The organism is Rhizobium sp. SRDI943, from assembly GCF_057653695.1.
Genome location: NZ_CM172787.1, coordinates 4,631,676 through 4,643,879, shown reverse-complemented (window position 1 = coordinate 4,643,879; position 12,204 = coordinate 4,631,676). Strand labels below are relative to the sequence as shown.

Below are 12,204 nucleotides of genomic sequence, written 5' to 3'. Positions count from 1 at the left end.
CCTATTCCTTCGTTTTCGCTTCCATCGCGTCGAGGGCGGCGGCAAGACGCTTTTCCTCGTTGAAGTAGCGGGCGCGATCCCAGAAATGCGGCTTGCCGACGCCGGTCGACATGTGCCGGCCGATCAGGCGGCCATTCGCATCCTCGCCATCGATCTCGTAGCGCATCAAGTCCTGGGTGATGATGACGTCGCCTTCCATGCCGATCACCTCGGTGATCTGGGTGATGCGGCGCGAACCGTCGCGAAGGCGTGCCGCCTGAATGACGACGTCGACCGAGCTGGAAATGATCTCGCGCACCGTCTTTGCCGGCAGGGTAAAGCCCCCCATGGCGATCATCGATTCAATACGGCTCAGGCATTCGCGCGGTGTGTTGGCGTGGATGGTGCCCATCGAACCGTCGTGACCGGTGTTCATCGCCTGCAGCAGGTCGAAAACTTCAGGTCCGCGCACTTCGCCGACGATGATGCGCTCGGGACGCATACGCAGGCAGTTCTTGACGAGATCGCGCATGGTGATCTCGCCCTCGCCTTCGATATTCGGCGGGCGCGTTTCGAGACGCACGACATGCGGCTGCTGCAGTTGCAGTTCGGCCGTATCCTCGCAGGTGATGACGCGTTCGTCCCTGTCGATATAGTTGGTGAGGCAGTTCAGAAGCGTGGTTTTACCCGAGCCGGTGCCGCCTGAAATGACGACATTGCAGCGCACGCGCCCGATGATCTGCAGCACGGTTGCACCTTCCGGCGTGATCGCGCCGAAACGGACGAGCTGATCGAGGGTCAGCTTGTCCTTCTTGAACTTGCGGATGGTGAGCGCCGGCCCGTCGATCGACAGCGGCGGCGCGATGACGTTGACGCGCGAGCCATCCGGCAGGCGGGCGTCGCAGATCGGGCTCGATTCGTCGACGCGGCGGCCGACCTGGCTGACGATGCGCTGACAGATCGAGAGAAGCTGTGCATTGTCGCGGAAGCGTATTTCCGATTCGATCGTCTTGCCGCCGACTTCGATGAACGTCTGACCGGCGCCGTTGACCATGATGTCGGCGATGTCGTCGCGCGCCAGCAACGGCTCCAGCGGGCCGTAGCCGAGGACGTCGTTGCAGATATCCTCGAGCAGTTCTTCCTGCTCGGAGATCGACATCGCAAAGTTCTTGATGGTGATGATGTCGTTGACGATGTCGCGGATTTCCTCGCGGGCGCTTTCGCCGTCGAGCTTGGAAAGTTGCGAGAGATCGATCGTGTCGATCAGCGCGGAAAAGACCTGCGCCTTGGTGTCGTAATATTCATCGGTGCGGGCCGGGCGCTTGCGTTGCGGCGTCTGCATCGGCGGCACCTGCTGGCGTGCGGACTCGCGCGAGGGTTCGACCAGAATGGAGGGGGAAGAGGCCGCAGGGGCGGCGGCCGGAGCCGGCGGCGGAGGAGCAATCGCCCCCCCGACCTTTCCGGAACCCTCATTTCCGCGTTTTCCAAACATGCCACTCGATCCAATCTGCTCGTTCTAGAGCATTTCCCGATCTCTCCGAGTCATGGAAATGCTCTATCTGTTCGTTTTCACGCAATTGCGGACGCAAAGCCGCTTCCCGCTTTTGCTGGAATTGCTCATCGTCTACTTGCGCTTTAGGAGGCCCAGCAGGCCGCCCTTCCTCGCCTTCTTGATCGCGACACGGCCGGTGACGATGTGCGATATCTGCGAAAAGGTTTCCGCCGTCGGCGACTTCGGGTCGACTTCCGAGATCATCCGGCCACTGTTGGCGGCGTTGCCGAAAAGATGGATGTCGAAGGGAATGATCGCGATCGGATCGATCTCCAGCGGCTCACAGAAATCCGACGGCGAAATTTCCGGCCGTTTCGGCATGCCGACCTGATTGAGGATGAGATGCGGCGGCCGGTCGTTCGGCCGCATCTTGCGCAGCGCGTCGAGCATATTCTTGGCGTTGCGCAGGTTGGCGAGATCGGGAACCGCTGCGATGACCACCTCGTCGACGCTCGACAGCACCGAGCGCGTCCATTCCGACCATGCATGCGGGACATCGAGCACTGTGACGGGCGCGCTGCGCTGCAGAACATCGAGCACCGGCTGGAAGGCCTGGCCGTCGAAATCATAGGCACGGTCGAGCAGCGAGGGTGCGGCAAGCAGCGACAGATGCTCGGAGCATTTCGTCAACAGGCGGTCGAGGAAGACCTCGTCGAGACGATCGGGTGCGAAGACCGCTTCAGCGATGCCCTGGGCCGGATCCTGGTCGAAATCGATGTTCGCCGTGCCATAAGGCAGGTCGAGATCGGCGAGGATCGTCTCGGTGGAGAAGAGATTGGAAATGCCGAAGGCGCAATTATGCGCGATGGTCGAAGCGCCGGTGCCGCCCTTCGAGCCGATGAAGGCGATGCTGCGGCCAAGCGGCTCGGCTTCCGGATCGACGAAGATCGAGGCCATCGCCGCAAGGATATCGGGCATGGCGACGGGCTGGACCATATATTCGGAAATGCCGTTGCGGATGAGTTCGCGATAAAGCCCGATATCGTTGTAATAGCCGATAATGACGACCTTGGTCGTCGGATCGCAGACGGCGGCGAGCGGTGCGAGTTCGCCGAGCAGGTTCGCGGCATTCGCCTTGGTCTCGAGGATGATGAGGTTCGGCGTCGGGGCGCCGGAAAACATATTGGCGGCAGCGGCGATGCCGCCGCTGGTGATGCGCATGCTGACTTTCGCCACGCGCCGATCATTGGCGCAGCGTTCCATGACATGCTGCAGGACCTCGCTCTCGCAGAAGGCGTGGACGGAGATGCGCGGCAACGGCCGCATGTTTTCCAGATCCGCCATGCGCACCGCCTCCTCGGCGTTGCGAAGCTCGCTGGGGTTTTTGATTTCGTATTCGATCGCGCTCATCGTCCCGTTCCGCCTCAGAAGCTGCTGTCGCTGCCGACATCTTCGATTGTCGATGTCGTCGTGCGGTATTCCTGGATGGCATTGTTGCGTCGCTGTGCGTCGATCGGGGTCATGCCGCGGGGTGCCACCAGATCCTCCGGATTGGCAATCTGGGCGGCAAGGTTGTTCTGCGAAGCGCAGCCGAAATTATAGTAATTCTGGTTGGTCAAATCGTTCGAAATGTCCTTCGGCCACTGACCGCATTGCGTGGTGACCGCGGTGGTGCCGGTAAAGCTCAGCCGGATCGGCGCCGCATCGCCGGGACCGGCAGCGGCATAGGAGGTGTTGACGATTTTCGAGCTTGCGATCCCCCTCGATGTCAGCTCGGCACGAACCTGATTGCGCAGCTGATAGGCGGCCGCCGAATTGGGCGAGCCTTGCGGTGACAGCACGTAAACTGGCCCGGAGGCGCGCGAGATATAGTTTGCCGCAAAGCCGCGGATGAGGTCGCGCTGGGCGATGGTCAAGCGGCGATCGGTGGAGGCAACAGGTATATCCACCGTCTGCTCCGCCTCCGTGACGATGATCGGGTGGCGGGCGCGGTAATCGTCCGGAATGCCGCCGGTCGTCAGCTGGTCATGCGGGCCGGCGCATCCGGAAAGGATTGCCATCGACATGGCGGCCATCGCAAAAAACGCCTTCGAGATTCCGAAGCGGGGTGTCGTCGCAATCATATGGGCCATCGCCTGATCTCTGTTTTCTGCCATTGCTGCCGATCGTGCCCCGCTCATTTGTAGATGAACCCGATCGAGCCGTGGAACTGCGCGTCTGCAACGGGCGCCTCGCGGCGGCCATAGACCTTGTTGACACGGTTGAGGAAGAAGGTCGCACCGTCGTTCTCAGGGCTGAAATTGTCGTCCGGCCGGTTGAGCTGGTTGCGCGCCACCGGGCGCACCAGATAGGGCGTGGCGATGATGACGAGCTCGGTTTCCTGACGCTCGAAACCCTTCTGGCGGAAGAGCGTCCCGAGTAGCGGGATCTTTGAGACACCGGGCGTGCCGCCCATCGTCTGGGAAACATTGTCGCGGATAAGGCCGGCGAGCGCGATCGAGCCGCCCGAAGGCAGCTCCACCGAGGTTTCCGCCGAGCGGCGCTGATAGGTGGCGTTGCCGCTGCCGGCCACCGGTTCGGAGACGTTGGTCTTGATCTGCAGGCTGATGCGGCCCGATGACAGCACGACCGGTTTGAAGGCGAGGCTGATACCGTAGTTAAACGGTACGACGGTGACATTGCCGTCGCTGTCGGTCGTCGAATAAAGCTGCTGGCCACCGGAATTGAAGGTCGCGGCCTGGCCCGATATCGCCGTCAGCGTCGGTTCTGCGAGCGTCTTGACGACCTTGGCCTGTTCCAGCGCGTTGAGGTAGGTCGAAATGTCGTATTTGCCGATCGAGCTCTTGAAGAGCGCCGCCAGACCGCCACCGACCGTCGACGCGGCGCTGTCGGCGCTGGGACTGCCGAGCTGAGCGACCGTCATGCCGGAAGAATTGGAAACCAGATTGTCGAAGCCGAGCTGCTTCAGCACCTCGCGGCGGACCTCGGCGATCGTCACCTTGAGGGTGACCTGGTCCTCGCCCTCGATCTGCAGCAGGTTGACGACCTGCGAACTCTGGCGACCTTCGGCAAAAAGCGCCACAGAGCTGTCGCCGCCGGTGCCGGATGCCGTTTCGGTTCTGGTCGTCGCCTCGCCGCCCTTCAGGAAGACCTGTGCCAGATCGGCGGCCTGTGTGGCATCCTGCGGCGTGCGCACGGTGCCGGTCAGCACGATGTTGTCGGAGACGATTTCGACGTTGATGTTGGAGTCGGGAATGAAGCGGCGGAGATTGACTTCGAGGCCGGAGACGTCGCGCTCGATCTCGATGTCGAGATTGACGATCTCCTGTCCACCGGCGCCGAAGACGAAGATATTCGTCTGGCCGACCTTCTTGCCGAACAGGTAGATGCGCCGCGAGGTGCGGGTCACGGCATCAGCCATGGTCGGATCGGAGACGAGGATATCATGCGCATCCTCCGGCAGATCGACAACGACGGCCTTGTTGAGCCCGAGCTTCAGCCGGCGATGGGCATTGGAGCCGGTCTGCGAGATCCGGACCAGGCTATCGGAATCGGCGCGCGCTTCGCCTGCACCGAAGAGTGGGGCGAAAGAGGCCGGCACCATACCAGAGGCGCCGATTGCCAGCGAAAGGCAACCTGTCAGGAGAGGTCCGGCGCGCCGCGTTGAATTGCCCATTTGCACGTCCTTACTCCGCCTTCGGCGCGGCGCCCGCATCCGTGACGATGGCGCCCGATTTGATGACCTGGATGATCGCACTGCCGTTGTCGCCGCTCAGCAGATAGTCGGCGGCGCTGGTATCCTGCTCCTGCGCATCGGCGACCGAGCGCAGCGCCAGCGACAGCCGGTCCGCCATCTGCTGGGCGACGGCAAGAACCTTCGTTTGATCGGGCGTGAGCTCGAGCGTCGCGGTTGTACCGACCACCGATTTCGAGCCATCGTCCTTTTCCTGGATCTGCTGGTCGATGGCGAGGACGCGGACATTGCTCAGCACGGTTTCGGTGATGAGCTTGTCGGCCTCCGCGCCCTTGCGGACCATGATGACGTCGACGCGATCATTCGGCAGGATGAAACCGCCGGCGCCCGTTGCCACCGATATCTCAGTCGCGACGGCGCGCTTGCCGGCCGGCAACAGCGAGGAGAGGATGCGGCTGCTGGAATCGGCGATCTTTTCCGGCCGGATCGGTTCACCTTCGAAGATCGGCAGACGCACGACGGCGCCCTGCAGATCCTTGATTGCATCCGGCTTGTCGGTTTCGGTGATGAGGCCGGGAACGACGCCGCCCTGCGGCCAGGCCATCCAATGCACCGCCTGGTCATCCAGCCTTGCGCCGACCGACAGATTGCCGCTCGAGACGAGGATGTTGACGGTCGGTTCCTTCTCGACGACCGAGCGGACCTGGGTGACGACACCGCCGCTGCCCGCCATTTGCATTGCCAGGAGGCCGGCGAGGCCGGCTGCCACCACGGCGACAGCTAGGATTATAAGGCGAGCCGGTTTCATCGATCATTCCTCAGGGCACGATATGTTCGCCCTGTAGAATGCTCAGCAATTGGTATAATTATGGTTAATGGAACGCTTACATTTTAAGTTAACGGGCATTTAAAATGCCGTTATTTCAGGCTTTCCAGCGCCGCCAGGAACAGCGGCGAGGAAGGGAAGGCCATGAAGCCGCCGATCGCGATCGCGATGCCGTAGGGGATCTTCTTGGCGAGCAGGACCGAGTTCGGCACCGGTAGCCCGATGGCGAGGATGGTATTGGACTGCGTTCTCACGAGCAGGATGAGCAAGGTGATGAGACCGCCGATCGCGGCGACATCGGTCATCAGGAAAAGCAGCGATTCATTCAGACCGAACCAGAGCGCGGTGGCGCTCAACAGCTTGGCATCTCCGCCGCCCATCACATTGAATGCAAAGAGAGCAAAGCAGGCGCTGAAGACGATGGCGGCGCCGGCAAGATGCATGCCGATCACTTCCAGTCCCAAGCCGGAGAACGGCGCGAGAACGAGGAAAGAGGCGATCAGGATCACGGAAATGCGGTTCGGGATCGTCATGGTGAAGAGATCCGAGAAAGCCGCCATGGCGAGGCAGAGTGGCAGTATCACGAAGACTGAAGCTGCGATCATGCGTATACCCGATCGTAACGAGATGCGAAAAGGCTCACGGCCGTTCAGCCTGTGAGCCCGCTCGGATAGTTCGGCCGGAGCAGATCCGGCCGGTATTGCGCGGACGCCGCTAGGCGGCAGCTAGCTCAGCCGCCGCTTGCGGTGACAGAGCTGTCCATCTTGGTGCTCAAGCCGTTGAACGTGTTGCCGATCTTGCCGCCGAGGCTCGTTGCGCCGGTGATGAGCGCTACGGAAATGAGGGCGGCGATCAGGCCGTATTCGATTGCGGTCGCGCCGGATTCGTCCTTCAGAAAACGGCTAAAAAGCTTGGTCATGGTAACTCCTAACTCCAGTTGATGTTCAGCACGTCCGCCAACTGTTTGCCGTTGATCGGATGACTGCAACCTAGCGAATGGCCGTTTCCATCGGCTTAAGGAAAAGAGTTAACGACATGTGAACGAGACAACAGGCCTTTGTAGAGTCAGTATTTTCTTACGCACTTACCTCAATATTTAACAATATTCCGGATATAACCGCTGCATTCATCCGGAAATAGCACAAATTCCACCTCCAACCGAGGCGTGCGCGGCCCAGGGACCGTACCAAATCGGAGCATTGCGCTTCATCCTGGAACAGAGCGGTAGGCTTAAGGCTTCGTTCACCATTTTTTTCCATTCTATGCGGATATTGCGCTGTGATCGTGAAAGAGGACCCAATGTCATCGAGCGGCAAAACCATTTTCTTTGCCGGCATGATCGCCGTTTTCGGTATTTCGGGAGTTTCCGGGGCCGCAGACGATGACATGCTGCGCGTCTATATGGATCACGCGCGCGTCTTGAAGCTCGACCGCCCCGTCAGCAAGGTGATTGTCGGCAATGCCGCAGTCGCCGATGCGACGGTCGCCGACGCCAAGACCATCGTGCTCACAGGACGCAGCTTCGGCACCACCAATCTGGTACTTCTCGATGCCGACGGCAATGCGATCCTCGACGAACGCATCCTGGTGTCGATCGACGAGGGCAATACGGTGCGCGTCTACCGGCAGACCCAGCGCTCCGTGCTGTCCTGCACGCCGAACTGCGAGCAGCATGCGCAGCAAGCGGCTACCGCGACCGCCTCGCCCTGAGTGACTTGCCTTCAGCTTGTTCGCCGATTCGTTAAAATCGTCGTGTCAGGGTGAAACGGAAAATCAACGAACGGACCTTAGTCTGACGACTGAGAATGTCGCTCGGGTCCAGGCAATGATGACAATCGATCAGCAGACGGATAAGGGGCGCGCTGTTGCGCCGTTCCGCTTCTTACGGTTTCGCAGTCTCGCCCGCTCACGCGACGGCGCTGCGGCGATCGAATTCGCCCTGCTCGCCATTCCCTATTTCCTGGTGATTTTCGCAATCCTCGAAACTTTCGTCGCCTTCGCCGCCGAAGAACTCGTCTCCAATGCCGTCGATACGATGAGCCGCCGGATGCGAACCGGGCAGATCACCTACAATCGGCCGCACGACCGACATGAACCAGGCGCAATTCCGCCAGGCTTTCTGCGATGAGATCTCGATCCTGATCCGCTGCTCGGCGAGCGAAGTCGCTACGCCGAGCAAGCTTTACGTGGATGTGCAGACGTTCAGCACCTTTTCGGCCATTCCGACGACGATCCCGAAGCTTTCCACCGACAAATATGCCGACATCAACACCGCGGCCTTCAAATATGCGCCGGGCGGCGCCGGCACGATCAACATGCTGCGCGCCTATTACCGCTGGGAAATCACCGCGGATCTGGTCCGGCCCTATATCACCACGATACGTCCCTCCGACGGTTCGATGCCGCGGCAATATCTGATCGTCGCGACCGCGGCCTTCCAGAACGAGCAATATCCATGATGGCGTTGCGCAACCCGTTCACCAGACTGGTCCTGACGGCGCGGCGGCTGGCCCGCGACCGCAGGGGCGCCGGCGCGATCGAATTCGCGATCCTCTTTCCCGTGCTCGTGATGCTCTATATCGGCGCTTTCGAGATCACGGTCGGCCTCAGCGTCAGCAAGCGCGTGACACGCGCCGCAGGAACGGTGGCCGACCTCGTCACCCAGCAGCAATCCGTCACCAAGAGCGCGCTCGCGCAGATGCCGTCGGTCGCAACGGCGATCTTTGTGCCCTACAACGCCACGTCGCTGACGCTGAAGATCACCGGGATCACCATCGATGCCGGTGCCAATGCGAAGGTGCTCTGGTCCTGGGCGCAGGATGGGACGGTGCCCTATGCCAAGAACGCCGCGGTGAGCAATGTGCCGTCCGATATGAAGACGGCGAACAGTTTCCTGGTCCGCACCGAGCTCAGCATCCCCTATAGGATGTTCCTGTTCGCCCCGAACTTCATGCCGGATGGCATGCGCACGATCACCATCAGCCGCAGTTATTTCTATCGCCAGCGGCAAGGCGACTCGATCCCCTGCGGCGACTGCTGACGACCGCCTCCTGCTCTTCTCTGCTGCATAACTCCCTAAACGAAATCGATTAGAGAGTTATGCAGCAATTCAAAGTGTTACAGTGTCCTTTGCGCGTCTGAAAAGGACGCGCGGCGCTGTAATTTGCCAAGCCGGCCGCAGCATTATATGGCTGGATCTCAGCCGCCTCCGATATTGCAGAGGCCGCGATCGGCTTTCTCGGGTGTTAAATGGCGCGTGCCTTTCTTTTCGTTCTGGATTCCTTCGGCATTGGCGGAGCGCCGGATGCGGCGGCCTATGGCGACGAGGGCGCCGATACACTTGGCCATATCGCCGAGTTCTGCGCAGCCGGAGCCGGAGACCGCGCCGGGTTGCGCGAAGGGCCGCTTTCCCTGCCCAACATGTCGGAACTCGGGCTGATGCAGATCGCGCGATCCGCCTCCGGCCGGTTTCCGCCCGGCATGCCCGTCCCGGAAAAGGTCTACGGCATTTATGGCGCCGCCACCGAAATCTCCCGCGGCAAGGATACGCCGTCGGGTCATTGGGAAATCGCGGGAACACCGGTCAGTTTCGATTGGGGTTATTTCCCGATAGAGGGCGACGCCTTTCCTGCCGAATTCATCGAGGCGCTATGCAGGGAGGCTGACGTGCCCGGCATCCTCGGCAACTGCCATGCTTCGGGAACGGAGATCATCGCCCGGCTCGGCGAAGACCATATCCGCACCGGCAAGCCGATCTGCTACACCTCTTCGGATTCCGTCTTTCAGGTCGCGGCGCACGAGGAGCATTTCGGCCTCGATCGTCTGCTCGCCTTCTGCCGTTTGGCCCGGGGGCTGCTCGATCCCTACAATATCGGCCGTGTCATCGCCCGGCCCTTTATCGGCCAGTCCGCCTCTACTTTCCAGCGCACGGGAAACCGGCGCGACTTCTCCGTGGTGCCGCCGGAGCCGACGCTACTCGACCGGCTGATCGAGCACGGCCGGCATGTGCATGCTGTGGGAAAGATCGACGACATCTTCGCGCATCAGGGCATTTCCAGGGTCGTCAAGGCGAACGGAAACGAGGCGCTGATGGATGCGTCCCTCGCGGCGCTCGACGAGGCTGGGGACGGCGATCTCGTTTTCACCAATTTCGTCGATTTCGACATGATCTACGGTCATCGCCGCGACGTGCCGGGTTATGCAGCCGCACTCGAAGCCTTCGATGCGCGCTTGCCTGAAGTCCACAAGAAACTGAAGCCCGGCGATCTCGTCGTGCTCACCGCCGATCATGGCTGCGATCCGACCTGGCGCGGCACGGACCATACGCGCGAGCGTGTGCCTGTCATCGCTTATGGCCCCGGCATCCGGTCGCGTTCGATCGGCGTGCGCCGCAGCTATGCCGATATCGGCGAGAGCATCGCCCGGCATCTCGGCATCCCGGCCGGGCCGCACGGAAGGAGTTTTCTGTGACATCGCATTTGAAGAAGGTCGAACTGCACTGCCATCTGGAGGGTGCAGCACCGCCGGCTCTGACCGCAGCGCAGGCGCAGAAATATGGCGTCGACATCAGCGCACAGCTTCGCGACGGTGCCTATGTCTGGCATGATTTCGCAAGCTTCCTCGAATGTTACGACAAGGTTTCCGAGGTCTACAAGACCGAGGAGGACTATGCGCTTCTGACCGAAACCTATCTCGACGAACTCGCCGCCATCGATACGATCTACAGCGAGCTCATCGTTTCGCCCGACCACGGCAAGCGCATCGGGCTCGGCGCCGATGCCTATATATCCGGTATCTGCGAAGGCATCCGGCGGGCCAGGGAAAAGAACGGCATTGAGGCCCGGCTGATCGTCACCGGCGAGCGGCATTTCGGTCCGGAGAGCGTGATTGGTGCTGCCGAATATGCGGCAAAGGCCGGCAATCCCCTGATTACCGGCTTCAATCTTGCCGGCGAGGAGCGCATGGGGCGCGTCGCCGATTATGCCCGCGCCTTCGATATCGCCCGCGAGGCCGGCCTCGGGCTGACCATCCATGCCGGCGAGGTCTGCGGCGCCTTCAGCGTCGCCGATGCGCTCGATGCGGTGCGCCCCTCGCGCATCGGCCACGGGGTGCGCGCCATCGAGGATGTCGATCTGGTCAAACGGCTTGCCGATCTCGGCACCGTGCTCGAGATCTGCCCGGGCTCCAATATCGCCCTCGGGGTCTTTCCGGATTTCGCCTCCCATCCGCTGCGCCGGCTGAAGGACGCGGGCGTCCGGGTGACGATCAGCTCGGACGATCCGCCTTTCTTTCATACTTCGCTCAAGCGGGAATACGAACTTGCCGCCGGGACCTTCGGTTTCAGCGACGCCGAGATCGATGCCATGACGCGCACGGCGATCGAAGCCGCCTTCGTCGACGATGAGACACGCAAGGCCCTGCTCGCCCGAATTTGAGGGCGAGAGGCTGGGGAAGATTGGCCGCCACTCTTGCGGTCTGGCCGATTTCCGTGAAAGAAACATTCGATAGAAAGAATGAAAGGCTTCCCCATGGACGGCGTCACAGTCATCGATCATCCGCTTGTGCAGCACAAGCTCACCATCATGCGGCGCAAGGAGACATCGACGGGAAGTTTCCGGCGCTTGCTGCGCGAAATCTCGACGCTGCTCTGTTACGAGGTCACCCGCGATCTCGAACTGACGATGGAAACGATCGGGACGCCGCTGCAGACGATGGAATCGCCGATCCTCGAGGGCAAGAAGCTGGTCTTCGCCTCGATCCTGCGCGCCGGCAACGGACTGCTCGAAGGCATGCTCGATCTCGTGCCGTCCGCCCGCGTCTCGCATATCGGCGTCTACCGCGACCACGAGACGCTGCAGCCGGTCGAATATTACTTCAAGGCGCCGGAGGACGTGGCCGAGCGGCTGATCATCGTCGTAGACCCGATGCTTGCGACCGGCAATTCCTCGATCGCGGCAATCGACAAGCTCAAGGAACGCGGCGCCCACAATATCCGCTTCCTCTGCCTGCTTGCCGCCCCGGAAGGCATCCGCAACTTTCGCGCCGCGCATCCCGATGTTCCGGTCTTCACCGCGTCGATCGATAGCCATCTCAACGAGAAGGGCTATATCGTGCCCGGTCTCGGCGATGCCGGCGACCGCATGTACGGCACCAAGTAATTTCAACCTTCTTTTACCAAATCGAAAGACTTTGCGGCCCGGTGGTTCAAGCCGG

The 12,204-nt window shown here is 61.3% G+C and carries 12 protein-coding genes and 1 pseudogene; 6 read left to right on the top strand and 7 right to left on the bottom strand.

The features are described 5' to 3' along the window. Position 1: 1 nt before the first annotated feature. The 7 genes from AC245Y_RS23105 to AC245Y_RS23075 all read right to left on the bottom strand — a co-directional run bounded on the left by AC245Y_RS23105 (position 2) and on the right by AC245Y_RS23075 (position 6,910). Positions 2 to 1,471 (bottom strand): TadA family conjugal transfer-associated ATPase, encoded by a 1,470-nt coding sequence (locus tag AC245Y_RS23105; protein ID WP_017995714.1) that lies wholly within the window; start codon positions 1,469 to 1,471, stop codon positions 2 to 4. A gap of 132 nt (positions 1,472 to 1,603) precedes the next feature. After that, positions 1,604 to 2,881, bottom strand: a complete 1,278-nt coding sequence (locus tag AC245Y_RS23100) for a CpaE/TadZ family protein (RefSeq protein ID WP_012759731.1) — start codon at positions 2,879 to 2,881, stop codon at positions 1,604 to 1,606. Between the two features lie 14 nt (positions 2,882 to 2,895). Next, on the bottom strand, positions 2,896 to 3,651 hold the full coding sequence (locus tag AC245Y_RS23095; protein ID WP_017995713.1) for a CpaD family pilus assembly protein: 756 nt from the start codon (positions 3,649 to 3,651) through the stop codon (positions 2,896 to 2,898). Beyond that, positions 3,648 to 5,147 (bottom strand): type II and III secretion system protein family protein, encoded by a 1,500-nt coding sequence (locus AC245Y_RS23090; RefSeq protein ID WP_012759729.1) that lies wholly within the window; start codon positions 5,145 to 5,147, stop codon positions 3,648 to 3,650. Before AC245Y_RS23090 ends, AC245Y_RS23095 begins: the two co-directional genes overlap by 4 nt. A gap of 10 nt (positions 5,148 to 5,157) precedes the next feature. Next, positions 5,158 to 5,973, bottom strand: coding sequence for a Flp pilus assembly protein CpaB (gene cpaB, locus AC245Y_RS23085; RefSeq protein ID WP_012759728.1), 816 nt, complete (start codon positions 5,971 to 5,973; stop codon positions 5,158 to 5,160). Positions 5,974 to 6,083: 110 nt separating this feature from the next. Next, positions 6,084 to 6,596, bottom strand: a complete 513-nt coding sequence (locus tag AC245Y_RS23080; protein ID WP_017995711.1) for an A24 family peptidase — start codon at positions 6,594 to 6,596, stop codon at positions 6,084 to 6,086. A 125-nt stretch (positions 6,597 to 6,721) separates the two neighbouring features. Beyond that, the gene (locus AC245Y_RS23075; protein WP_003555874.1) at positions 6,722 to 6,910 is read right to left on the bottom strand and encodes a Flp family type IVb pilin; all 189 of its coding nucleotides are present in this window, start codon (positions 6,908 to 6,910) and stop codon (positions 6,722 to 6,724) included. Positions 6,911 to 7,290: 380 nt separating this feature from the next. Here AC245Y_RS23075 and AC245Y_RS23070 point away from each other — a divergent pair, with 380 nt between their 5' ends. The 6 genes and pseudogenes from AC245Y_RS23070 to upp all read left to right on the top strand — a co-directional run bounded on the left by AC245Y_RS23070 (position 7,291) and on the right by upp (position 12,149). Continuing rightward, positions 7,291 to 7,701, top strand: a complete 411-nt coding sequence (locus tag AC245Y_RS23070; protein ID WP_017995710.1) for a pilus assembly protein N-terminal domain-containing protein — start codon at positions 7,291 to 7,293, stop codon at positions 7,699 to 7,701. 115 nt (positions 7,702 to 7,816) lie between these two features. Then, a pseudogene (locus AC245Y_RS23065) lies at positions 7,817 to 8,450 on the top strand (TadE/TadG family type IV pilus assembly protein). Next, positions 8,450 to 9,031: a TadE/TadG family type IV pilus assembly protein gene (locus AC245Y_RS23060; protein WP_020487053.1), complete on the top strand. Its 582-nt coding sequence runs from the start codon at positions 8,450 to 8,452 to the stop codon at positions 9,029 to 9,031. Before AC245Y_RS23065 ends, AC245Y_RS23060 begins: the two are co-directional and overlap by 1 nt. Before the next feature lie 209 nt (positions 9,032 to 9,240). Beyond that, positions 9,241 to 10,461 (top strand): phosphopentomutase, encoded by a 1,221-nt coding sequence (locus tag AC245Y_RS23055; RefSeq protein ID WP_017995707.1) that lies wholly within the window; start codon positions 9,241 to 9,243, stop codon positions 10,459 to 10,461. Beyond that, complete coding sequence (locus AC245Y_RS23050; RefSeq protein WP_012759722.1) at positions 10,458 to 11,426, top strand: adenosine deaminase; 969 nt, start codon at positions 10,458 to 10,460, stop codon at positions 11,424 to 11,426. Before AC245Y_RS23055 ends, AC245Y_RS23050 begins: the two co-directional genes overlap by 4 nt. Before the next feature lie 93 nt (positions 11,427 to 11,519). Continuing rightward, a complete protein-coding gene (gene upp / locus AC245Y_RS23045; protein WP_017995706.1) occupies positions 11,520 to 12,149 on the top strand; it encodes a uracil phosphoribosyltransferase in 630 nt (209 codons plus the stop codon). Positions 12,150 to 12,204 lie beyond the last annotated feature (55 nt).